The sequence below is a fragment of the Actinomadura rubrisoli genome, assembly GCF_004349215.1.
In the GTDB taxonomy this organism is placed as follows: domain Bacteria; phylum Actinomycetota; class Actinomycetes; order Streptosporangiales; family Streptosporangiaceae; genus Spirillospora; species Spirillospora rubrisoli.
Genome location: NZ_SMKU01000080.1, coordinates 1 through 21,814 on the forward strand (window position 1 = coordinate 1; position 21,814 = coordinate 21,814).

The following is a 21,814-nucleotide window of genomic DNA, read 5'->3' on the forward strand; positions in this document are numbered from 1 at the left end:
CAGCTCCCCCGGCCTGTACGGGGGGACGCGGCGGGCGTCGAGCTGCGACCAGGGGAAGCTGGTGGCGTTCCTCCAGGCCAATCCGGCCAAGGCGCGGGCGTGGGCGGCCGTCGAGGGCATTCCGGTGAGCGACATCCCGCGGTATGTGTCGCGGCTGACGCCGGTGCTGCTGCGCACGGACACGCTGGTGACCAACCACGGCTGGCGCGACGGGAAGGCGACGAGCGGGCCCGCCGTCCTCCAGGCCGGAATGGGCGTTCTGATCAATGGCTACGGTGTGCCGGTCGTGAAGTGCAATTGCGGCAATCCGCTCACCCAGCCGGAGAAAAAGATCTCCACGGGGAACGCGTCGTACCGTGGCCGGTCCTGGCCGGATTTCCAGAAGCGGAATGTGACCAAGGTGCGCCCCCGGGATCCCCGGAAGGGGACGGTCACCACGTTCGTCCTGGTCGATCCGGAGGCGACGATGGGGTTCGAGCGTCCCCGGGCGACCGCGGGTACGCTGGACGGGCCACCTGCGGCTTTGCCCGAGACGGAGACGGTCGTGGCGTCCGACTCGCCGGCGCCGGTCGACTCGGGCAGCAGTTCGCCGGGCACCGATGTGCCGACGGACGACCCCAGCACCTCGCCGGGTCCGGAGGTGTCCACCGAGCCGACCGATCCTGGCCAGACCAGCGGTGAGCCGACCACCGGGACCTCCGACGACCCGACGTACGGGGGCACCGGGACCGAGCCCGGCGGGACGGGGGCGTCCGAGCCGTCGCCGGGCGAGCGGCCGCAGCCTCCGATCTCGATGGCGCCCGGGACGGAGCCCTCCGCGGCCTGGTGACGGTCATGCGCTACATTTGTTCATATGAGCAGTACTTCAGATGTGGCCCCCGCCGACGCCTGCGCCATCCGGGTGGTCGATCCTGAGAAGGTCGCCGTCGTCTCCGCGTCCCTGCCGGACGCGGAGACGGTCGCCGGCCTGGCGCAGGTGTTCGGGCTCCTGTCCGACCCTGGGCGGCTGCGGGTGATCACCGCGCTGCTCGAAGGGGGCGAGATGTGCGTGTGCGATATCGCCGCGTCGTGCGGGACGTCGGAGTCGGCGGTCTCGCACGCGCTGCGCCTGCTGCGCGCCAACCGTGTGGTCCGGGTCCGCAGGTCCGGCCGGATGGCCTACTACCGGCTGGACGACTCGCACGTCCGGATGCTGCTCGATCTCGCCCTCACCCACGTCGGACACGGGGAGGAAGGCACATGACGGCGGGACGGGAGAGCGAGCACGGGCACGGCCATGGCCACGGTCACGGCGTCTCCCCCGACGCCGACCGGCGGCTCCTCGGCGGCGCGCTCGTCCTGATCCTCGCCTACATGACGGGCGAGGTCGTCATCGGCGTCATCGCCGGGTCGCTGGCCCTGATGTCGGACGCGGCGCACATGCTGACCGACGCGTTCGCCATCGCGCTGGCGCTGGTCGCCATGCGGATCGCGGCGCGCCCGCCGAAGGGCGGCTACACCTACGGCCTGCGCCGCGCCGAGATCCTCTCGGCGCAGCTGAACGGGCTGACGCTGATGCTGCTGGCCGCCTTCTTCGTGTTCGAGGGCGTCCAGCGGCTGCTGAGCCCGCCGGACGTCGACGGGCAGCTGGTGTTCTGGACGTCCCTGGCCGGCATCGCGGTCAATGTGGCGGCGACGTGGCTGATCAGCAAGGCGAACCGGAGCAGCCTGAACGTGGAGGGAGCGTTCCAGCACATCCTGAACGACCTGTACGCGTTCGTGTCCACCGCTATAGCGGGCCTGCTGGTGTGGACGGCGGGGTTCGCCCGCGCCGACGCGATCGCGTCCCTGGTGGTGGCCGCGCTGATGCTCAAGGCCGGGTACGGGCTGCTGCGGGACGCGGGACGGGTGCTCATGGAGGCCGCGCCCACCGGCATCGACCCGTCCGAGCTGGGGACGCGGCTGGCGCGGCGGCCGTGCGTCGAGGAGGTCCACGACCTGCACGTGTGGGAGGTCAGCTCCGGCTATCCCGCGCTGTCGGCCCATGTGCTGGTCGATTCCAAGGGCGACTGCCACGCCGTCCGCCGCGACCTGCAGCAGCTGCTGCGCAGCTCGTACGGGATCACGCACACGACGCTGGAGGTCGACCACGTCGACGAGGCCGCGCCGGAGCGCGGCGAGCACGGCCACTGCGAGGACCCGCACGGCCCCCGCCACGTCGCGGGCGCCGAGCCGCACTGGCACGCGGGCAGCTCTCCCTGCGATCACTGACCGGCGGCCGGCCGGGTCAGTGGAGGTCGAAGAGCTTGGCGGCGGCCTCCCAGCAGACGGCGCGGAGCCAGTCGTCGCCGAGCCCGAGGCCGGCGAGCGCCTCCAGCTGATGCGCGTACGGGTAGGGGATGTTGGGGAAGTCGGTACCGAGCAGGATCCGGCCGTCCAGCCCGAGGTCGCGCAGGCGGGGCGTCAGGGCGCCGGGGAACGTGCCCAGCGCGGCGAACCGGGTGAACGCCATGGTGGTGTCCAGGTGGACGCGGTCGTACCGGTCGGCGAGCGCGAAGAACTCGTCGAACTCGGGCGCGCCGAGGTGGGCGATGATCGCGGTGAGCCGCGGATGGCGCGCGAGGACGTCGCCGAACGGCCCCGGCCCCGTGAACTCGTTCGCGACGGGCCCGGACCCGGCGTGGACGATCGCGGGCGTTCCGGCGTCGGCGAGCATCCCCCACACGGCGTCGAGCTCCTCGGCGCGCGGATCGAACCCGCCGACCTGGAGATGCACCTTGAAGACGCGCGTTCCCTCGTCCAGCGCGCGGCGGACGTACTCCGCGGCGCCCGGCTCCGGGTAGAACGTCCCGCTCCGCAGGCAGTCGGGGACGCGGGCGGCGAACCCGGCCGTCCACTCGTTCAAGGACTCGGCCATACCGGGACGATGCGGGTAGGCCAGCGCGCTGAACGCCCGCACCCCGAGGCCGCGCAGGAACGCGATCCGCTCCACCTCCGGGCGCCTGTACCGGATAGGCGGCCACCCGGAGCCGATCAGCGGGCCGCCCTCGGCGAAGTACTCCCATACCGCGCTCATCAGCCGCGGCGGCATGAAGTGGACGTGGACGTCGACGAGGCCGGGCAGGCCGAGCGCGCGCCAGAACGCCGGCACCTCCGCGTCCGCCGCGGGACCGGGGACCCCGGAAGTAGAACAATCTTCAACCACCCCTCCGACCCTAACCGGGGGTCAGAGGATCTCGTCCAGGAGGACGGGCAGGGCCGCGCGGAGTTCGCGGGGCCAGTACGCCCAGCTGTGCGTGCCCCTGTAGAAGTGCGTGGACACGGGGATCCCGAGCTTCCTGAGCTTCCCGGCGAACTCCTGGGTGACGGTGTGGGCGAGGGCCTCCAGGACGTCCGTCCCCGTGGCCGGGCTCGGGCCGCCGGGCCCCGGGGCGCCGGGCCCCGGGTCGCAGGGTCCTGGGAGGCCGTCGCCCGCGCTCACGTACAGGCGGACGCCGGTGAGGCGGTCGGCCAGGTCGTACGGGTTGTGCTGGCGCCACACGACGCGCTGTCCGTCCGGGTCGCCCCAGACGTCCGTCCAGTCGCGGGACGGGTCGCCGACCGCGACGCCCAGTTCCACCAGGTCGGCCGCGTCCAGGCCGTGCGGGTCGCGGTGGAGGGTGTGGACGAGCCCGCTGAACGAGGCCGCCGCGCGGAAAAGGCCCCGGTGGCGGGCGGCGTAGGCGAGCGCGCCGAGACCGCCCATGCCGATTCCGGCTATCGCCCGCTCGGTTCCGGCGCGGTATCCGCGTTCGAGGATCTGCCTCAGCTCGGCGAGGTGGAACGTCTCCCATTTCGGCGGGCCGCAGACGCCCTGGTTCCACCAGTCGGTGTAGGTGGCGCAGGGGCCGCCGTCCGGCATGACCACGATCACCTCGGCGCCCTCGGTCAGCGCTTCGAGGTCGCTGCGGTCGGTCCAGGCGGCGTGGCGGTCGCGGCCGGCGCCTGCGCCGTGCAGCAGCCACAGGACGGGCCACGTCCGGGAGGCGTCCCGCGACCAGCCGGGCGGCAGCAGGAGCCGGACCTGGACGGTCTCGGCGAGGACGGGCGAGCGGACGGCGAGGTCCAGGACGCGCGGACGCGGGCGGCGCTCGCCGACCACGCTCGCGCCGTCGTCGGCGGGGACGGCCGAGGGCGCGGCGCCGCCGGGGGCGATGGACGCCGTCAGCCACGCGATGCCCGCGATGAACCCCGCCCCGGCCCAACCCCGCCGCCACATGTTCCCGTCCCGGACACTCTGCTGTTGGCTCTATCGCGTAATGTCCCCAATTTTGGGCATGTTGCAACGCCTGGGCCCCGGAGTACCGGTCGACGTGCCCGCAAGGCGACACCGACGAGGGAAGGGGCGGAGCGGCGACGATGCGGACCAAGGGGGAGCTGGAGGCCGCGATCGGGAAGGGCGGCCCGACCGTCCTGGTGATCAACTCCCGCTCGCGGCGGGGCCGCCGCCTGTACGGCCGGACGCGGCGGTTGCTGCGGGAGGCGGGGCTGGAGTTCGTCCACGTCTTCCCCGTGACCGACCCGTCGCGGCTGCGCGGCCTGTTCGCCGACGTGCTGGCGCTGGAGCCCGACCTGGTCGTCGTCGGCGGCGGGGACGGGACGGTCGCCGAGGCGGTCGGGCACCTGGCCCACCGCGACATCGCGCTCGGCGTGCTGCCGCTCGGCACCACCAACAACTTCGCGCGCAGCCTGGAGCTCCCGCTGGACCTGCCCGGCGCCGTCCGGACGCTGACCGTCGGTGCCCCGGACGGCGGGAAGGTCGCCGACGTGGACGTCGGCTGGTTCGAGAGCACCGGCGACCCGCAGGGCGACGGTCCGGGCGGCGACCGCGAGCACATCTTCGCCAACATGGTCAGCCTCGGCCTGTCGGTGGAGGTCGCCGGGAGCGTCCCGCACACGCTCAAGCGGTTCGTCGGCCGTCCCGCGTACGCGCTGACGGCCGCGCGGCTGCTGCCCCGGCACGAGGCGTTCACCGCGCGCATCACGATCGACGGCAAGACCAGCGAGGTCAGGACGCACCAGCTCAACGTGGCGAACGGCGCGCACCACAGCGGGCAGCGCATCGCCCGCGACGCCAGCCCCGACGACCGGCTCCTCGCCGTCTACCGGCTGGGCGACGAGCGGCGGCTGCGGCTGGCGTCCGCCACGGCCCGGCACGTGCTGACCGGCCCGCGGCGCTCGCTGGAGGAGGACGCCTTCCTCACGACCGCGCACGTGGAGATCGAGACCGATCCCCCGCTGCGGGTCGACGTGGACGGCGAGGTCCGCGGCCGTACGCCGGTGACGATCCGGCTGCGCGGCAACGCCCTGCGCGTGATCGTCCCGCGCACGTTCGTCGACACCTGACGGTCCCGGGCGGCGCACCGGCCGGGCGGCGCACCCCCGACCGCGTACCGGCCGGCAAGTGCGCTCAGAGGACGCCGCGGGCGGCGAGGAGCTCCTTCAGCCGGTCGTGCGGCAGGGCCGGGGAGCGGTGCCCGTCCCGTCCGACCATGGTGCGGGCGGCGAGCAGCACGTTCAGGACGGCCTCCTCGACGGCCTGGACCACGGCCTCGTAGAACGGGTCGATCCGGTTCCACGGGACGAACCGCATCGTGTCGTAGCCCTCGTCGCCGGTAGGGAAGCCGCCGGTCAGCGCGCCGGGGTTGGCGGTGGAGAACGCGAGGAAGATGTCGCCGGACGAGTGCTGCCCGTACGTCCCCGTCCGGGCCAGGCCCATGGGGACGCGGCGGGCGAGGGCGGTGCACTGGCCGGGGAGCAGCGGCGCGTCGGTGCCGACGACGACGATGACCGAGCCCGCGCCGGACAGCCCGAGCCAGTCGGTGTCCTCCATGGGGTTGTCGTCGGCCAGGTCCGCGCCGACCGGCACCCCGCACACCGTGAGCTGCTCGCGGCCGCCGAAGTTCGCCTGGACGAAGGCCCCGACCGTGTAGGTGTCGGAGGCGTACTCCACGGTCCGCGAGGACGTGCCGCTGCCGCCCTTGAAGCCGTAGCAGTTCATGCCCGTCCCGCCGCCGACCGAGCCCTCCTGGACGGGGCCGCCGCGGGCCGCGTCGATGGCGGCGATCGCGTGCTCGGGGCGCACGTGGGGGCCGTCGATGTCGTTGAGGTAGCCGTCCCAGGTCTCGGCGACCACGGGCAGCAGCCACTCGGGGGCCCCGGGGCGCTCACGCCGCGCCCACTCGATCGCGCCGCGGTGGCAGGGCCCGACCGCGTGCGTGTTGGTGATCAGCATCGGGAGGGTCAGCGCGCCGGTCTCGGCGATCCAGTGCGCCCCGGTCATCTCGCCGTTGCCGTTCAGCGAGTACATCCCCGCGGCGCACGGGACCGCGAAGCCGGACCGGCCGCGCGGCAGCAGCGCCGTGACGCCGGTGCGGACGGGGCCCTCGCCGGTGCGCAGCGGCCCGTCCCCGGAGATCAGCGTGGTGTAGCCGACCTCGACGCCGGGGACGTCGGTGATCGCGTTGTGCGGGCCCGGGGCGCCGGGCAGGGGGAGGCCGAACGGTCGCGCTCGGGTCATCGGTCACCTTCCAGGTCGTCGAGGTCGCAGCCGATGGCGTCGGCGGCGCAGGCCAGCAGGAGGCGTTCGGCGCGTGCCGTGTCCACGGTCGGCACCGCCATGGTGATGTGGAGCCCGAACCCGTCCTCCAGGGCGACGAGGTTGCGGGCGATCGTCGTGGCGTCGCGGGTCAGCGTGAAGGCGCCGGTCGCCGCCCCCGCCCCGAGGATCCCCGCGTAGATGCCGACCTGCCGCTCGTACAGCCGGATGTGCTCGGCCGCGTAGGAGGCGTCCCGGCGGGCGATGGTGCCGAGCTCGTACAGCAGCACGCACAGCTCGTCGCCCGGCCCGGACGGGAGGCCGCTGCGGATCATCGCGGCCAGCCGCCGCCGGGGATCGGGCTCGTGCCGGACGGCGTCCTCGCGTCCGGCGCAGAATCGGTCGACGGCCTCGCGCTGCACCTCGCGCAGGAGGTCGGTCATCGTCGGGTAGTAGTACAGGACGGAGCCGGGCGACATGTCGGCCTGCTCCGCGACGTCGCGGAGCCGCAGGTCGAGCATGCCGCGCTCGACCACCGCGCGACGGGCGGCCGCGACGAGGCCGGCGCGGCGCTCGTGGGCCCTGCTGGGGCGTGCCATGCCCGACATTCTCTGAAGATCTTTCAGACAATGCAAGTCAGGCCTACCAGGCAATAACCCGAGATCCAAACGTTACCCGTGTTTTCCTTGACCGGATGGCCGGTCGTTCTTTGATACTCATTCAAAGAATTTCGTCGAGGAGGTGCCCATGGCCGCCCCCCAGGTCGACCCACCGACCACCGCCGAGCGTCCCGTCGCCCTGCAACGGGGCCTGCGAACGCTCGGCGCCCTGTTCATCGTGCTGTCCGCGGTCACGCCCGCGTCCTCGGTCTTCATCATCGCGCCGGGGGTGCTGTCCCAGGCGGGCACCGGCGCGTTCCTGAGCTACGCCGCCGCCGCGGTCGTCGGCGTCTTCATGGCGTTCGTGTACGCCGAGCTGTCGTCGGCGTACCCGCTGACAGGCGGCGAGTACGCGATCGTCGGACGCACCCTCGGCCGCCTGCCGGGCTTCATCGTGCTCGGTCTGATCCTCATCACGCAGCTGCTGATCCTGGCGGTGATCGCGCTCGGCGTGGGCACCTACCTGGGCGTGCTGGTGGACGGGCTGAACGGCCCCGTCGTCGCGGCGCTCACGGTGGCCGGGGCGACCGTCATCGCGATCTTCGACATCAAGGTCAACGCGGTGGTCACCGGGATCTTCCTGGCCATCGAGATGATCGCGCTGGTGGTGCTGTCCGCGCTGGGCTTCCTGCACGTGGAGCGGCCGTTCACCGACCTGCTGGCGAACCCGGTGGTGGCGGCCGACGGCGGCGGCACGACCGCCGCGTCCGCCGGGCTGGTCGCCGCGGCGACCGCCGTCGCGATCTTCTCCTACAACGGCTACGGCTCGGCGGTGTACTTCGGCGAGGAGACGCACGACGCGCACCGCGCCGTGGCCCGGACGGTGCTGTGGGCCCTCGGGATCACGGTGGCGGCCGAGCTGATCCCGGTGACCGCCGTCCTGCTCGGCGCCCCGGACCTCGACAAGCTGCTGACCTCGGAGTCGATGCTGGACTACTTCATCACCGAGCGCGGCGGCGAGACCCTCAACGACGTGATCAGCCTGGCCATCGCGCTCGCCATCCTGAACGCGGTGATCGCGATCATGCTGCTCACCGCCCGGCTGATCTTCAGCTCGGGCCGGGACGGCACCTGGTCGCCGCGCATCGACGGGGCGCTGACCGCGCTGCACCCCCGATTCGGCACCCCGTGGCTCGCCACGATCGTGACCGGCGTGCTGAGCGCCGCCGCGTGCTTCCTGGACGAGAAGTTCCTGCTCGTGGTCACCGGGACGTCCCTGATCGCGGTGTACGGGGCGCTCTGCCTGGCCGTGATCGCGGGACGCCGCAACGGGACGACCGCGCACGCCGGGTACCGGATGCCCTGGTTCCCGATCGCGCCCGTCGTCGCGCTGGGCGCGCTCTGCTACGTGGTCTACCAGAACGCGAAGGACCCGGAGGTCGGGCGGCCGAGCCTGCTGGTCACCGCCGGGGTGATCGTCGTCTCGGCCGCCTACTTCGGGCTGGTGCTGCGCCGCCGGGGCGGCTGGCACCTCAAGGGCGCGCCGGACGACCCTGAGGAGCAGGCCGCTCCGGATGGGCCGGACGCGGCGGCCCCTCACCGGCCATGACGTAGGCCCCCGCCTCCAGGCGCTCGATCAGGCCGCGCGTCCAGGCGGTGGCGGAGTCGGCGGAGTGGACCCACCAGCCGAGCAGCTCGCGCAGGTGGTCGGCCGGGTCCTGCTCCTGCACATGCGGCGCGACGCTCGCGCGCCAGCCCGCGAGGCCGTCCAGCCGCTCGCGCAGCAGCCGGACGGCCTCGCCGCGGGGCAACTCGGTCAGGAACCCGAGCCCCGCGGTCAGCATCTCCGGATGCCGGACGTCCACCGTGGCGAGGGCGCAGCGCAGCAGCCGCAGGAACTCGGCGTGGCCGGCCTCGGTGATCTCGTAGTCGGTGTGCGGCGGCCCGGCGTCGCTCTCCTCCACCTCGTGGGCGCGCAGCAGGCCCTCCTTGGCCAGCTGCTTGAGGGCGTGGTAGATCGAGCCGGGGTTCACGTGGGCCCACTCGTCCGAGCCCCACGACATCAGCTCGCGCCGCACCTCATATCCGTGGGCCCGCCCGAACCTCCGCACCCCGCCGAGGACCAGCAGCCGCGTCGTCGACATCCTTCTCCCCGTTCACCTGATCCGCGTCCGGTTCAGGCTAAGGCGTAACCGCCCCCGGGGGCCCCTCGGCCCGGCCGCGAACGGCCGGACCTGGGGCACGACGGGTGGAACGGCCGGGTCGAGGGCGCTAAGACCGCAGATCCGCGACGTCCTCAGCGGTGAGACGCAGCGCGGCGGCGCCCAGGTTCTCCTCAAGATGGGCGGGCGAGCCGGTGCCGGGGATCGCGAGGATGACGGGCGACAGGGCCAGCAGACCGGCGAGCAGCACCTGCGGCGCGGTCGCGCCGTGCCGCGCGGCGATCGCCTTGACGCGCGCGTCGTCCGGGATCCCGAAGCCGCCGAGCGGGAAGTAGGGCGCGTAGGCGATGCCCGCCTCCTCGCAGACGGCCAGCATCCGGGCGTCCTGGGGCCGGGTCACGTCGAAACGGTTCTGGACGGCGGCGACCGGCGCGATCTCGCGGGCCTCGGCGAGCTGCGCCGCGCTGACGTGGCTGACGCCGAGGTGCCGGACGAGGCCCTCGTCCCGGAGCCCGGCCAGGACGGCGAACCGCTCCCCGATCGGCTCGCCGCCCGGGTCCTCCATGCCGCCGGGACGCAGGTAGACGAGGTCGAGGTGGTCGCGTCCCAGCTCGCGCAGGTTCCGCTCCACCTCGCCGCGCAGCTCCGCCGCGGGGAGCTGGCCCGTCGGGTACTGGTCGCCGGGGGCGCGGTGCGGGCCGACCTTCGTGGCGATCACCAGGTCGTCCGGATAGGGGCTCAGCGCGGCGCGGATCAGCTCGTTCGCCGCCAGCCCGTGCTGGTGGTAGAAGGCGGCGGTGTCGATGTGGTCCACGCCGAGCTCCACGGCGCGGCGCAGGACGGCCAGAGCGATATCGCGGTCGTTCGGGGGGCCGCCGCGCCGGGACACCGGCAGGCGCATCGCGCCGAACCCCATCCGCGCGACCCGCAGGTCGCCGCCCAGCTCGAAATGCCCGCCCTCAGCGATCTTCGTCGTCATGGCTCTCACTGTCCCGGGCGGGCACCGCCCGGACGAGCGGCTGGCAGCTTGCTGCCAGCCGCTGCCCGGCTCGGCCACGGCCGGCGGGGACGGGCCTGCGGGGACGGCCGTGGCAGACTGGACGCGATGAGCGCGGACGTGGACCGGAACGTGATCCTGCGCGGCGAGGTGGAGCTGGCCGAGCGCGCCGGGCACCTGTTCGACGCGCGCGAGGAGTTCGTCTGCGCCGCGCGCGACCTGCGGACCTGGGCGCTCCCGGGCGTCCGGGAGCGGATCATCGCCGAGCGGCGCCGCCGGCGGCCGGACCTGCCCGCCTACAAGCTCCACAACCCCGAGGCGCTCGCCGACGAGGAGTCCGAGCGGCGGCTGGTCGAGATCGCGCGGGCCGGGGCGAACGTCCGCATCTGCACGACACCACTCCCGCACGAGACGATCGTCATCGACCGGCGGATCGCGATCCTGGCGGGCCCGCCGAGGGCCGGCGTGCGCGAATACACCGTCGTCCGGTCGCCGGGGGTGGTCAAGGGCGTCGTCTCGCTGTTCTGGGCCACCTGGGAGCGGGCCGCCGACCTCGCCGACCACCGCCGCGACCGCCCGCCCGCGCTGAGCGCGGAGAGCCGCCGGATCCTGCGGCTGCTCGGCGACGGGCTGAAGGACGAGACGGCCGCGCGGCAGCTGGAGATGTCGCTGCGCACCTACCGGCGCCGGGTGGCCGAGATCCTCACGCTGCTGGACGCCGAGTCCCGCTTCCAGGCGGGTTTGCGCGCCCACGAGCTGGGCCTGGTGGGCTGACCCGCCGGACCGGACCGCGAGGCGCGCCGGGCGGCGGCTGTTCAGGTGACCTCGTGGTCACTACGCTCGGGGTACCACGGCAGGACAAGGACGGCCATGACGCACAGCGTGGTGATCATCGGGAGCGGGTTCGGCGGGATCGGGATGGCGATCCGGCTGCGTAGGGCCGGGATCCACGACGTGGTGATCCTGGAGAAGGCCGCCGGGCTCGGCGGCACCTGGCGGGACAACACCTACCCGGGCGCCGCCTGCGACATCCCGTCCCATCTGTACTCGTTCTCGTTCGAGCGCAAGACCGACTGGTCGCGGCGATTCCCGCCGCAGCCGGAGATCCTGGCCTACCTGCGGCACTGCGCCCGCAAGCACGGCGTACTGGAGAAGGTCCGCTTCGGCGCCGAGGTCACCGAGGCGCGCTTCGACGAGGACGCGGCGCTCTGGCGGATCTCGACCACCGGCGGCGAGCTGGAGGCGCGCGTGCTGGTGTCGGCGTGCGGGCAGCTGAACCGTCCCGCGATCCCGCCGATCGAGGGCCGCGACCGCTTCGCCGGGACGAGCTTCCACTCCGCCCGCTGGGACCACGGCGCCGACCTGCGCGGCCGGCGCGTCGCGGTGATCGGGACGGGCGCGAGCGCGATCCAGATCGTCCCGGAGATCGCGGAGCGGGCGGCGGAGCTGCGGCTGTTCCAGCGGACGGCGCCCTACGTCATCGGCAAGCCGGACCGGCCGTACCGGGGCTGGGAGAAGTCCGTCCTGAGGGCCGTGCCCGGACTGTACGAGCTGAACCGCGCCCGGATCTACGCGCTGTACGAGTCGCGCGCCCTCGGGTTCGTGAAGTACCCGCAGGTGATGCGGCTGCTGGAGAAGAGGTTCCGCGACACGCTGCGCGCGGGCATCGCCGACCCGCGCCTGCGCGAGGCCGTCATCCCCCGCTACCCGATGGGCTGCAAGCGGATCCTCATCTCCAGCGACTACTATCCGGCGCTGACCAGGCCGAACGTCGACCTCATCACCGACCCGATCGAGCGCGTCACCCCGTCGGGGGTGAAGACCGCCGGCCGCGAGTACGGCGCGGACGTCATCGTGTACGCCACCGGGTTCCGCACCACCGCGTTCCTGTCCCCCATGAAGATCGTCGGACGGGGCGGGCGGGAGCTGAACGAGGCGTGGCGGGACGGCGCGCAGGCCCACCTCGGGATCACCGTCAGCGGCTTCCCCAACCTGTTCCTGCTGTACGGTCCGTACACCAACCTGGGGCACAACTCGATCATCTACATGCTGGAGTCGCAGTTCCGGTACGTGCTCGGCTGCGTGGAGGCGATCCGCCGGCACGGGCTCGACTGGATCGACGTGCGGGCCGACGTCCAGGACGCGTTCACCCGCGACATGCGGAGGCGCCTGCGGTCGACGGTGTGGGAGACGGGCTGCCAGAGCTGGTACATGACCGCCGACGGGAAGGTGGTCAGCAACTGGCCCGGCTTCACCTTCGCCTACCGCCGCGCGACCCGGCGCCCCGACCCCCGCCATTTCAACGTCCGAACCCGCGCCGCTTGCGCACCCGGGGTGCCACCACCCGGTAGCGGCGCCTCCTAAGCTCTGAGGATGCCGACCGCATTCATCACCGGCGCGACCGCGGGGATCGGTGCCGCCTTCGCGCGCCGCCTCGCGTCCGACGGATTCGACCTGGTCCTGCTGGCCCGCGACGCCGAGCGCCTGGAACGGACCGCCGCCGAACTGCACGGCAGGTACGCCGTGCGGGCCGAGACCCTGCGCGCCGACCTGTCCGCGGAGGAGGGGCTGGCCGCCGCCGAGGAACGCGTCCGCGGGGACGTGGACCTCCTGGTCAACAATGCCGGCTTCGGCAACAAGGGCGTGTTCCTCGACGTGCCCGTGTCGGACGAGCTGACGATGCTGAGGGTGCACTGCGAGGCCGTGCTCCGGCTCACGCACGCGGCGCTGCCCGGGATGCTGGAGCGCGGGCGCGGCGGCATCGTCAACGTCGCGTCGGTCGCGGCGTTCGCGACGCGCGGCACGTACGGCGCGTCCAAGGCGTGGGTGGTGAACTTCAGCCAGGGCGTCGCGGCGGACATCGCGCCGCGCGCGGGCGGGAGGGTCCGCGTGATGGCGCTGTGCCCCGGGTTCGTGCGCACCGAGTTCCACGAGCGCGCCCAGATGGACATGTCGGGCGTCCCGGACTTCATGTGGCTGGAGCAGGACGCCGTCGTCGGCACCGCGCTGCGCGACCTGCGGCGCGGCGTCCAGGTGAGCGTCCCGAGCGCGCAGTACAAGGCGATCGTCGGCCTCACCCGGTTCGTCCCCCGCGCGCTGATCGCTCGGACCTCCAGCGCAGGACGCAAATACGACTGACGGCGCCGCGGCACGGGATGCTGGGGGGATGCGCATCTTGGTGACCGGAGCGGCGGGGTATGTCGGGTACGCGGTCGCGCGGCGGCTGGTCGCCGCCGGGCATGAGGTCGACGGGCTCGTCCGGCGGGCGGGGGCCGTGCTCCCCGCAGGGGTACGGGAGGTCGCCGGGGATCTGCTGGAGCCGGGCGGGCTGCCCGAGGGGCCCTATGACGGGGTGTGCCATCTCGCGGCGCTGACCCGCGTCCGCGAGTCGTTCGCCGGGCCCCTCCGGTTCTTCGCCTCCAACGTGCAGGGGACGGTCAACCTCCTGGAGGCCGTGGACGCGCCCCGCGTCGTGTACGGGTCGACAGCCGCAGTTTACGGCGCCCCCGAGAGGCAGCCGATCCCCGAGACGGAGGCGACCGCGCCCACCAGCCCGTACGGCGCGTCCAAGCTGGCCGCCGAGCAGGCCGTCCGCTTCCACGCCCGGACGGGCGCGATCGGCGCGGTGGTGCTGCGCACGTTCAACGTCGCGGGCTCGGTGGACGGGCGGGGCGACCCCGACGAGACCCGGCTGATCCCGAAGGCGCTCGCCGTGGCCGCCGGGCGGGCCCCGCACCTGGAGGTCAACGGCGACGGCTCGGCGGTCCGCGAGTACCTCCATGTGGACGACCTGGCCGCCGCCTACGTCCTGGCCCTGGAGGCCGCGCGGCCCGGCGAGGAGCGCGTCTACAACGTGGGCAGCGGCGCGGGAGCGGCCGTCCACGAGGTGGTCGCGGCCGTGGAGGAGGTCACCGGGCGGCCCGTGCCCACCCTGCGGCGCCCGCCGCGCCCCGAGCCGCCCGTACTGGTCTGCGACGCCTCCGCGATCGCGGCCGGGCTGGGCTGGCGGCCCGCCCGCTCGGCCCTGCCGGACATCATCTCCGGATCATGGGACGCCCTGACCCACCGGAACGGATAAAATCCCCAGGGTGTCCGAACCGAAGTTCGAAGTCCAGATGCTCCACGACCGTGTCATGATCCGGGTCGAGAAGGACAGCGGCGAGCGCCGCAGCACCGGCGGGATCGTGATCCCCGCGACGGTCGAGTCGGGCAACCGCCTGGTGTGGGGCGAGGTCTGCGGGGTCGGCCACCATGTCCGGATCGTCAAGCCGGGCGACCGCGTGCTGTTCCACCCGAGCGACCAGTACGAGGTCGAGATCCAGGGCGAGAACTACCTGATCATGCGGGAGCGCGACCTGCACGCCATCGCCAGCGAGCGCCCCGAACACGGCACCGGCCTCTACCTCTAACCGGCACCGCCCTCCACGCGGCCCCACTAGGCAGCCCGGCCGGAACGGGTCCGGCCGCCGGTTCGTCGAACGGGGAGACCGCCGAGCACAGGAGGACGCATGGGCAACCAGATCCCGCACGACCGGTCGGGCCAGCTCAAGCAGATCGAGAGCGGGCTGCTGCCGGGCGAGCAGATCATCGCGGTCTACGACGCCACGGGCGCGGGCACCGGGTTCCTCGGCCTCACCGACCGGCGGGTGATCATCCAGGACAAGAGCTTCGCCGGCAAGCGGTTCGCGATCACCAGCATCCCGTACTCGAAGATCACCTCCGTCAGCGTGGTCGGCGGCAAGTCGTGGGCGGGCTCCTACTTCTCCTCCGGCTCGATCGCGATCAACGTGGGCGCGCACACCTACGAGGTGGAGTTCCGGGGCAACGACAAGTGCCACCACGTCCACGACGTGATCCTGCAGTACATCGCCCGCTGACGAAAAAGGGCCGCCACTTTGCGCGACCCGCCCTCTGCACACCGTGATCGTGATCCATTAGGCTGGGGCTTCTCTCGACCCACCCCCGCTCCCAGTCGAGGGGAACACGATGACCCACCCCGAACCGTCCGACCTCGGCCTGACCGCCCCCGCCGCCTCCCGCATCTACGACTTCTCGCTCGGCGGCAAGGACAACTACGGCGCCGACCGCGAGATCGCCATCGAGGCGTTCGGAGCGTTCCCGGCCGCCCGGCTGCTCCCCCGCGAGAACCGCAAGTTCATGCGGCGCGCCATCCGCTTCATGCTCGAAGCGGGCGTGCGGCAATTCATCGACCTCGGCTGCGGACTGCCCGGCAAGGGCAACGTCCACGAGGTCGTCCACGGCACCGACCCCGCCGGACGCGTCGTCTACGTCGACACCGACCCGGTCGCCGTCGTCCACTACCAGGCCCTGCTGCATTCGGTCCCGACGGCGACCGCGGTGCGCGGCGACGTCCGCAAGCCCGGCGAGGTCCTCGCCGATCCGGAGGTCGCCGCGCTCATCGACCTCGGCCGCCCGGTCGGGATCCTGATGACGGCGGTGCTCGACCTCGTCCGCGACGAGGAGGACCCCGAGGCAGCGGTCGCCGGGTTCCGCGACGTGATGGCGCCCGGGAGCCATCTGGCCGTGTGCGACTTCGCCGAGGAGGGCCTGACCGACGCCGACCGCGCCGCCCGCGACAGGATGGTCGCCGAGAGCGGAGTGGTGGTGACCTTCCGTCCCCGCTCGCGGCTCGCGTCGTTCTTCGACGGCCTGGAACTGCTCGCGCCGGGGCTCGTCCCGGCCCCCGACTGGCGGCCCGACCGCCCGCACGAGCCCGCGACCGGCTGGCTGCTGGCGGGTATTGGACGCAGGCTCTAGGAACGGCCGCCCGCCGGCTCCCCCCGAACTCCAGCCGCAGGAGAGGCAGATGACAGACGGCGAGACGCCCGACCTCGGATTCGCCGGGCCCGCGAGCGCCCGCGTCTACGACTTCTCGCTCGGCGGCAAGGACAACTACGGCGCCGACCGCGACGCCGCGTCGGCGGCACTCGCCGCGCACCGCGTCGCACACCTGCTCCCCCGCGAGAACCGCAAGTTCATGCGGCGCGCCGTCCGCTTCATGCTCGAAGCGGGCGTGCGGCAGTTCATCGACCTCGGCTGCGGGCTGCCCGGCAAGGGCAACGTCCACGAGGTCGTCCACGGCACCGACCCCGCCGGACGCGTCGTCTACGTCGACATCGACCGCGTCGCCGTGGTGCATTACCAGGCGCTGCTGCACTCGGTGCCGACCGCGGGCGCCCTGCACGGCGACGCCCGCCGGCCGCGCGAGATCATCGGGCATCCCGAGGTGGCCGCGCTCATCGACTGGGACCGCCCGGTCGGCATCCTGATGATCTCGATGCTGAGCCATGTCCCGGACGAGGACGACCCGGACGGCGTCGTCCGGGCGTTCCGCGACGCGATGGCGCCCGGAAGCCACCTGGCCGTGTGCGACTTCCTCGCCGACCACCTCACCGCCGCCGACTGGGACGCCCACCGGGAGCTGACCGAGCGGGTCGGCATCCGGCTGACGTTCCGCTCGTCCGCCCGGCTGGCGCGCCTGTTCGAGGGCCTCGACCTCGTCGACCCCGGGCTGGCCCTCGCGCCCGAGTGGCGCCCGGACCGCCCGTACGACCCGCCGTCCGGCTGGCTCATGGCCGCCGTCGGCCGCCACCCCTGACCGTGCCGCCGGACACGCCGCCGCTCAGACGGTGATCCCGGCAACCGCGCCCCCGAACGCCCGCAGACCGCCCCGGGTGACATGCGCACTGGGAGACATACGGGCCACCCGGCCACGCCGGTGAGTTGCCCCGGCACGCCGACGCGGCGGTGTTCACCGGCTGGCAGGCCGAGCTCTGCTAACAGGAGCCGGGCCAGCAGAGCCCGGCAGAGAGGGAGTCCCGTATGACCCGAGGGCTGGACTCCCGGCAGCCAGGAGGGTTCTCTCAATGGAGATACAGCACCGAAACAGCAGGAGGGCCGCACCATATGACGGTGAATGATCTCGATCGAGCGGGAACGCATTTTCCCCTCGGGGCTCCACTGGGCCACGACGACGCGGACACGGTCGCGAGGCCGCCACCAACAGCGACGACCGCAAGCCGCCGGACAACGACGAGGATGCGACCGGCACATGAACCGACCCGGCGCGGTGCTGGTGCTCACGCACTGGTTCGACCCGACCGCCGATCACGTGGTCGAGGAGTTGAATCGGCGGGGGGTGTCGGTCTTCCGTTTCGACACGGCCGACTTCCCCCGCCGCCTCACCTTCACCGGACGCCTGGACAGTGACAGCCCGTGGCGCGGCGCCCTGCGCTTGGGCAACGGCCGAACACTCGATCTCCAGGGGATCGGCGGCGCCTACTTCCGTCGGCCGACGCTCTTCGGCTTCGGCGAAATGGACCCCACAGAGCGGGCATGGGCGACGGCCGAGGCACGCGCCGGACTGGGCGGGCTCCTCATGGCCTCCGACCGCTGGCTGAACCACCCCCACCACTCCGGATACGCCGCCTACAAGCCCATGCAACTTGCCGAGGCGTCGTCCGCCGGGCTGCTCATACCCGCGACGCTCATCACCAGCGACCCGGCCGAGGCCCGAGACTTCGCTGCCGACGTGGGCGAGGTCATCTACAAGCCGTTGACGCACGCCCGCCCCGGCGACGGCAGGACGCTATACGCCTCGGTCGTCGCGCCCGGTGACCTGGACGGCCAGGATGCCGCCGGAGTCGCCGGGACGGCTCACCTGTTCCAAGAGCGGATCAAGCACGATCACGCCGTGCGCCTGACCGTGATAGACGGCCGGATGTTCGCCGCCGCGCTCCACGCGCGCTCGCCGGCCGCAGAACTCGACTGGAGAAGCGACTACGACGCTGTGACCTACGAGCCGGCCGAAGTCCCCGGACCCGTGCGGCGCGGCGTCATGGCCCTCATGGACGCGCTACGGCTACGGTTCGGGGCCTTCGACTTCCTGGTCTGCCCCGATCGTGGCTGGGTCTTTCTGGAGGTCAACCCGAACGGGCAGTGGGCATGGATCGAGCAAGCCACCGGACAACCCATAGCGGCGGCCATCGCCGATGCGCTCACACGCGAGGAGACCATGACATGAGCGACACTGACGAGAGAGCCGACGACCTACGGCGCGCATTGGTCGCGGAACTGACCAAGGCGGGATCACTCCGGGACCCCCGGTGGACCGCCGCCTTCGAGCACGTGCCCCGCCATGCCTTCGTACCGCGCTTCCTGGGCAGACAGCCAGACGGCACGTTCACGCCAGTGGACGGCACCGCCCCCGCCCGGCGTCGCGAGTGGCTGGAGCAGGTCTACACCGACGAGCCGTTGATAACCGAGGTGGACGGCACATTCTCAGTCTCCTCGTCCTCTCAACCGTCGCTGATGGCCGAGATGCTCGAAGCATTGGAGATCACCGGCCCCGAACGCGTCCTGGAGATCGGCACCGGGACCGGTTACAACGCCGGGCTCCTGTGCGCGGGCCTGGGCTCAGATGAACAGGTAGTGAGCGTCGATATCGCGGCCGAACTGGTGGAGACGGCCCGGGGGCGTCTCTCGGCACTGGGCTACCAGCCGACCTTGGTCACCGTGGATGGGGCGGCAGGGTACCCAGGCGGCGCCCCCTATGACCGAATCATCGCCACCTGCTCGCTTCCCGAAGTGCCCCGGGCATGGCTCGCCCAAGTCCGCGATGGTGGGTTGATCCTGGTCAACCTGTATCGCGAGCTGGGCGGCGGAGCTCTTGCCCGGCTGCGTGTAGAGGAAGGGTGCGCCTCGGGTCGCTTCATGCCGTTCTTCGGCGGCTTCATGCCGACGCGGACGTACCCGCGCGTTCCAGCCTCTGAGCTTCTCGAAGCCCTCCGAGTCCGTACCGAGCATGGCGAGGACGAGGGGACCACGCGCCCTGCCAGCGTCGGCGCTGACGCGCTCACGGACGAAACGTTCGGGATGCTCGCCGCGCTCTGCGTGAACGCTGAGCAACTATGGTTGCTGCCCGACGATGCGCCCGAACAGTTCTGGCTACTCGACCACAGCGGCTCTTGGGCCAACCAGACGACCGATGCCGACGGCGCTCTCACCGTGACCCAGGGGGGCCCGGCGAGGCTGTGGGACCAACTGGAGGCAGTCCACCGGGAGTGGATCACCCTCAGCCGACCACCACGCGAAGAGTACGGCCTGACCGTCGCCCCCAACGGCGACCACGTCCTGTGGCACATGTCCCCAGACGGCCCGTCGTGGCCGCTGTGATGACCGCTGGCAGAAGCGCTGTGCGAGCGGGCAACGGACGGGCGGCCGGTTACGTCCTCCCGGGCGCGCGCGCTAACCCAGGTCGTACCGGCCGCTACGAATCTCCTCGAACAGGTCCGCCATCGCGGCGACAGTGAACGTGTGGCGCGCGCCGTCCGGGTCCTTGCTGTCGCGCGTGGCGACGCCACGAGGCAGCTTGGCTAGCTCTACGCAGTTCTCTCCGTTGCTGCTCGACCTAACGCTCTTGCGCCAGTTCACTTGCTCCATGCTCTACCGCCTTGTCCTCGGCCCAGACATCCAGCTAAGCCGACCATCGGTCTGGTCACATCGGCTGGTGAGCCTCTGATGCCGACGCTAGCTCAGGTCGTACCGGCCGCGCCGGATTCTCTCGAACAGGTCGGCCATCACCGCGACGCTGAACGTGTGGTGCGGACCGTCAGGGCTCTTGCTGTCGCGGGCGGCGACTGCGTCTGGCGTACGACCCAGCTCTACGCAATTCTCTCCGTTCGTGCTCGACTTGATGCTCTTACGCCAGTTTACCTGCTCCATTGTTCTTCCACCTTCTCTATCAACTCAATCGATGCCTTCTTATTGAACGTCTCCGCCTGGATAGTCAACCAGATGCGGGCAAACTCGGTAATATCGTGCTCGTCCTCCATGACATGGCCGCGCCACGTTCCATCTTGATATACGTATTCGTTGCCCTCAAGCTTCGCGATCATGAACGCTCCAGCCTGGCCGGGGTGACATCCGGCATCATCTGGAAGGACTTGAATCGTGACGTTCGGCCGATGCGCCTCCTCGATCAGTGCATGCATCTGTTCGCGCATAACCGCTGGAGACCCAACCAGGTTGTAGAGCGCGCGTTCCTGGATGATGAACGAACAGATTGCCGCATCCTCTTTCTGGAGAATCTCCTTGCGGCTCATTCTGCTGTTCAGTTTTTGACTTACATCGCCAAGCGGCTGTGTGAATTGAACGACTGGACGAGCATAATTCTCCACTTGCAGGATTCCTGGTATGAACGAATGCTCGTAGGACAGCAGGATGTCGGCGGCATCTTCGATGGTACTCCACCTATCCGTCCACTCCGGCGAGGTCTCGCCTTCCATCAGATCCCCCAGGATCCGCAGCAGCATCCCGGTGTCGATCTCAAGGATAGAGATCAACTGGGGGAGGTATGCGGGCTTGGGGTGCTGGCGGCCGGACTCCCACGCGGCGACCAGGGACTCGGACACGTGCATCAGCTCGGCGAGCTGCCGCTGACTGATCTTCGGCTGCTTGGACTCGCGGATGGTCCTGATCGCCGTACCAAACGAACGTGTCGCTGTGGTGTGGTTGCGGGGAGCCATCCCGTAATCCTCCATAATTCGCGCCGGGGGGTCTATACATCTGGCCGCTGAGGTGCTCGTCGCTTCTCAGCGTAGCCGCCGGCTACCACTCTGTGAACAGGAAATCCACTGGTAGCAGGGAAGGGAGGGCCGGGCAGGATGATCATTCTTCCTACCGAGAAGGCCAGTGCCAAGAAGGCCCGTGACCACGTCGCGAAGATCGCTGACGCTGAGGACTGGCCGGTCGACATCGACGACCTTCGCTTGGTCACGTCGGAGCTGGTGACCAATGCCATTACACACACCAAGACCGGCGACACGATCATGGTGTGTGCCTACTCCCGGGGCGGCGTGTACTGCGTAGAGGTCTGGGACTCCGACGAAACCCTCCCTGTGTCCCGGTTTACGGGCGCGTCCCTGGTTCCCAACGGTCGCGGCCTGGGGGTCGTCGGCAAGCTCGCGACCCGCTGGAGTGCGGCGCGCAGCGACAACCCCGAAGGGAAGGTCGTTTGCGCTGAGTGGGTAGCGGCATGAGCACCCCCGAAGAGATCGCCGCCGACACGCTGTATCAGGCCGCCGTCCTGCGCGTCTACAGCCCGTGGTTGGCCTCGGACGTCATGTCCGGCGCGGAACGCCGCACGGCATTCGCCCGTGTCCAACACGCCCGGCTCGTCCTGTCCATGCGTGGCCTGGCACTGCCCCCGGTCGCACCCGCCGAATACTTCAATGAGAAGGAAACCCTCCAATGGGCAAGCGGACGATCGAGTCGGTGATTGTCGATGGCTGGGACTTCGGTCCTGGCCAGCTTCTTTCCCCTGGTGACGTGGCCAACATCTTCCGCGTCGACCCGAAAACGGTGACGCGATGGGCGAATGACGGGAAGCTGTCCAGCATCCGCACCCCGGGCGGTGTGCGGCGGTTCAGCCGCCAACAGGTCACTTACCTGATGTCCGGGCGGTAACGGACAGTGGCAT

27 protein-coding genes are annotated in these 21,814 nt (G+C 71.4%); 18 read left to right on the forward strand and 9 right to left on the reverse strand.

What is annotated here, in order from left to right; genetic code table 11:
• From E1298_RS48145 to E1298_RS17310, 3 genes are all read left to right on the forward strand, one after another.
• On the forward strand, nt 1–829 hold an 829-nt coding region (locus tag E1298_RS48145; RefSeq protein WP_165975501.1), incomplete at its 5' end, for a DUF6777 domain-containing protein.
• A 24-nt stretch (nt 830–853) separates the two neighbouring features.
• Nucleotides 854–1,243 (forward strand): ArsR/SmtB family transcription factor, encoded by a 390-nt coding sequence (locus E1298_RS17305; RefSeq protein ID WP_131894420.1) that lies wholly within the window; start codon nt 854–856, stop codon nt 1,241–1,243.
• Nucleotides 1,240–2,250 (forward strand): cation diffusion facilitator family transporter, encoded by a 1,011-nt coding sequence (locus tag E1298_RS17310; protein ID WP_131894422.1) that lies wholly within the window; start codon nt 1,240–1,242, stop codon nt 2,248–2,250. Before E1298_RS17305 ends, E1298_RS17310 begins: the two co-directional genes overlap by 4 nt.
• Before the next feature lie 16 nt (nt 2,251–2,266).
• On the opposite strand, the gene E1298_RS17315 is transcribed toward E1298_RS17310, so the two are convergent.
• Together E1298_RS17315 and E1298_RS17320 are read right to left on the reverse strand one after the other, a co-directional pair.
• Nucleotides 2,267–3,130: an amidohydrolase family protein gene (locus E1298_RS17315; protein ID WP_131894424.1), complete on the reverse strand. Its 864-nt coding sequence runs from the start codon at nt 3,128–3,130 to the stop codon at nt 2,267–2,269.
• Nucleotides 3,131–3,205: 75 nt separating this feature from the next.
• Nucleotides 3,206–4,237, reverse strand: coding sequence for an alpha/beta hydrolase (locus E1298_RS17320; protein WP_131894426.1), 1,032 nt, complete (start codon nt 4,235–4,237; stop codon nt 3,206–3,208).
• Nucleotides 4,238–4,377: 140 nt separating this feature from the next.
• On the opposite strand from E1298_RS17320, the gene E1298_RS17325 reads away from it, so the two are divergent.
• The gene (locus E1298_RS17325; RefSeq protein WP_131894428.1) at nt 4,378–5,364 is read left to right on the forward strand and encodes a diacylglycerol/lipid kinase family protein; all 987 of its coding nucleotides are present in this window, start codon (nt 4,378–4,380) and stop codon (nt 5,362–5,364) included.
• 64 nt (nt 5,365–5,428) lie between these two features.
• Here the strand turns inward: E1298_RS17325 and E1298_RS17330 are convergent, their stop codons facing one another.
• Nucleotides 5,429–6,538, reverse strand: a complete 1,110-nt coding sequence (locus E1298_RS17330) for a DmpA family aminopeptidase (protein WP_131894430.1) — start codon at nt 6,536–6,538, stop codon at nt 5,429–5,431.
• Nucleotides 6,535–7,155: a TetR/AcrR family transcriptional regulator gene (locus E1298_RS17335; protein ID WP_131894432.1), complete on the reverse strand. Its 621-nt coding sequence runs from the start codon at nt 7,153–7,155 to the stop codon at nt 6,535–6,537. Before E1298_RS17335 ends, E1298_RS17330 begins: the two co-directional genes overlap by 4 nt.
• 148 nt (nt 7,156–7,303) lie before the next feature.
• Between E1298_RS17335 and E1298_RS17340 the strand changes: the two genes are divergently transcribed.
• Nucleotides 7,304–8,764 carry an APC family permease gene (locus tag E1298_RS17340; RefSeq protein WP_131894434.1) on the forward strand — a complete coding sequence of 487 codons (1,461 nt, stop codon included), beginning with the start codon at nt 7,304–7,306 and terminating at the stop codon, nt 8,762–8,764.
• Here E1298_RS17340 and E1298_RS17345 read toward each other — a convergent pair.
• Nucleotides 8,688–9,299: a PadR family transcriptional regulator gene (locus E1298_RS17345; RefSeq protein ID WP_131894436.1), complete on the reverse strand. Its 612-nt coding sequence runs from the start codon at nt 9,297–9,299 to the stop codon at nt 8,688–8,690. The two genes, E1298_RS17340 and E1298_RS17345, sit on opposite strands and share 77 nt — an antisense overlap.
• 127 nt (nt 9,300–9,426) lie before the next feature.
• The gene (locus E1298_RS17350; RefSeq protein ID WP_131894438.1) at nt 9,427–10,296 is read right to left on the reverse strand and encodes an aldo/keto reductase; all 870 of its coding nucleotides are present in this window, start codon (nt 10,294–10,296) and stop codon (nt 9,427–9,429) included.
• Between the two features lie 126 nt (nt 10,297–10,422).
• Between E1298_RS17350 and E1298_RS17355 the strand changes: the two genes are divergently transcribed.
• The 10 genes from E1298_RS17355 to E1298_RS17400 all read left to right on the forward strand — a co-directional run bounded on the left by E1298_RS17355 (nt 10,423) and on the right by E1298_RS17400 (nt 19,509).
• The gene (locus E1298_RS17355) at nt 10,423–11,088 is read left to right on the forward strand and encodes a helix-turn-helix domain-containing protein (protein WP_131894440.1); all 666 of its coding nucleotides are present in this window, start codon (nt 10,423–10,425) and stop codon (nt 11,086–11,088) included.
• Between the two features lie 96 nt (nt 11,089–11,184).
• Nucleotides 11,185–12,678: a flavin-containing monooxygenase gene (locus tag E1298_RS17360; RefSeq protein ID WP_131894442.1), complete on the forward strand. Its 1,494-nt coding sequence runs from the start codon at nt 11,185–11,187 to the stop codon at nt 12,676–12,678.
• 9 nt (nt 12,679–12,687) lie between these two features.
• On the forward strand, nt 12,688–13,452 hold the full coding sequence (locus E1298_RS17365; RefSeq protein WP_131894444.1) for an SDR family NAD(P)-dependent oxidoreductase: 765 nt from the start codon (nt 12,688–12,690) through the stop codon (nt 13,450–13,452).
• Between the two features lie 28 nt (nt 13,453–13,480).
• Nucleotides 13,481–14,392 (forward strand): NAD-dependent epimerase/dehydratase family protein, encoded by a 912-nt coding sequence (locus E1298_RS17370; protein ID WP_131894446.1) that lies wholly within the window; start codon nt 13,481–13,483, stop codon nt 14,390–14,392.
• A 10-nt stretch (nt 14,393–14,402) separates the two neighbouring features.
• Nucleotides 14,403–14,723, forward strand: coding sequence for a GroES family chaperonin (locus E1298_RS17375; RefSeq protein ID WP_131894448.1), 321 nt, complete (start codon nt 14,403–14,405; stop codon nt 14,721–14,723).
• A 99-nt stretch (nt 14,724–14,822) separates the two neighbouring features.
• Nucleotides 14,823–15,191 carry a PH domain-containing protein gene (locus tag E1298_RS17380; RefSeq protein WP_131894450.1) on the forward strand — a complete coding sequence of 123 codons (369 nt, stop codon included), beginning with the start codon at nt 14,823–14,825 and terminating at the stop codon, nt 15,189–15,191.
• A gap of 109 nt (nt 15,192–15,300) precedes the next feature.
• Nucleotides 15,301–16,092, forward strand: a complete 792-nt coding sequence (locus E1298_RS17385) for an SAM-dependent methyltransferase (RefSeq protein ID WP_131894452.1) — start codon at nt 15,301–15,303, stop codon at nt 16,090–16,092.
• 49 nt (nt 16,093–16,141) lie between these two features.
• Nucleotides 16,142–16,933: an SAM-dependent methyltransferase gene (locus tag E1298_RS17390; RefSeq protein ID WP_131894454.1), complete on the forward strand. Its 792-nt coding sequence runs from the start codon at nt 16,142–16,144 to the stop codon at nt 16,931–16,933.
• Between the two features lie 453 nt (nt 16,934–17,386).
• Complete coding sequence (tgmB, locus tag E1298_RS17395; protein WP_131894456.1) at nt 17,387–18,358, forward strand: ATP-grasp ribosomal peptide maturase; 972 nt, start codon at nt 17,387–17,389, stop codon at nt 18,356–18,358.
• Nucleotides 18,355–19,509 carry a methyltransferase domain-containing protein gene (locus E1298_RS17400; protein WP_165975502.1) on the forward strand — a complete coding sequence of 385 codons (1,155 nt, stop codon included), beginning with the start codon at nt 18,355–18,357 and terminating at the stop codon, nt 19,507–19,509. The genes tgmB and E1298_RS17400 overlap by 4 nt, the downstream gene beginning before the upstream one ends.
• A gap of 72 nt (nt 19,510–19,581) precedes the next feature.
• Here E1298_RS17400 and E1298_RS17405 read toward each other — a convergent pair whose 3' ends face one another.
• From E1298_RS17405 to E1298_RS17415, 3 genes are all read right to left on the reverse strand, one after another.
• Entirely contained in the window at nt 19,582–19,776 is a 195-nt protein-coding gene (locus E1298_RS17405) for a DUF397 domain-containing protein (protein ID WP_131894460.1), read from the reverse strand.
• An 87-nt stretch (nt 19,777–19,863) separates the two neighbouring features.
• A complete protein-coding gene (locus E1298_RS17410; RefSeq protein WP_131894462.1) occupies nt 19,864–20,058 on the reverse strand; it encodes a DUF397 domain-containing protein in 195 nt (64 codons plus the stop codon).
• A complete protein-coding gene (locus E1298_RS17415) occupies nt 20,046–20,861 on the reverse strand; it encodes a helix-turn-helix domain-containing protein (RefSeq protein ID WP_165975503.1) in 816 nt (271 codons plus the stop codon). The genes E1298_RS17410 and E1298_RS17415 overlap by 13 nt, the downstream gene beginning before the upstream one ends.
• Nucleotides 20,862–20,999: 138 nt before the next feature.
• On the opposite strand from E1298_RS17415, the gene E1298_RS17420 reads away from it, so the two are divergent.
• Genes E1298_RS17420 through E1298_RS17430 form a run of 3 tightly spaced genes read left to right on the forward strand, consistent with a single transcriptional unit; the run spans nt 21,000 to nt 21,801 of the window.
• A complete protein-coding gene (locus tag E1298_RS17420; protein ID WP_131894466.1) occupies nt 21,000–21,374 on the forward strand; it encodes an ATP-binding protein in 375 nt (124 codons plus the stop codon).
• Nucleotides 21,371–21,613, forward strand: coding sequence for a hypothetical protein (locus E1298_RS17425; RefSeq protein ID WP_131894468.1), 243 nt, complete (start codon nt 21,371–21,373; stop codon nt 21,611–21,613). The genes E1298_RS17420 and E1298_RS17425 overlap by 4 nt, the downstream gene beginning before the upstream one ends.
• A complete protein-coding gene (locus E1298_RS17430; protein ID WP_131894470.1) occupies nt 21,586–21,801 on the forward strand; it encodes a BldC family transcriptional regulator in 216 nt (71 codons plus the stop codon). The genes E1298_RS17425 and E1298_RS17430 overlap by 28 nt, the downstream gene beginning before the upstream one ends.
• Nucleotides 21,802–21,814: the final 13 nt, after the last annotated feature.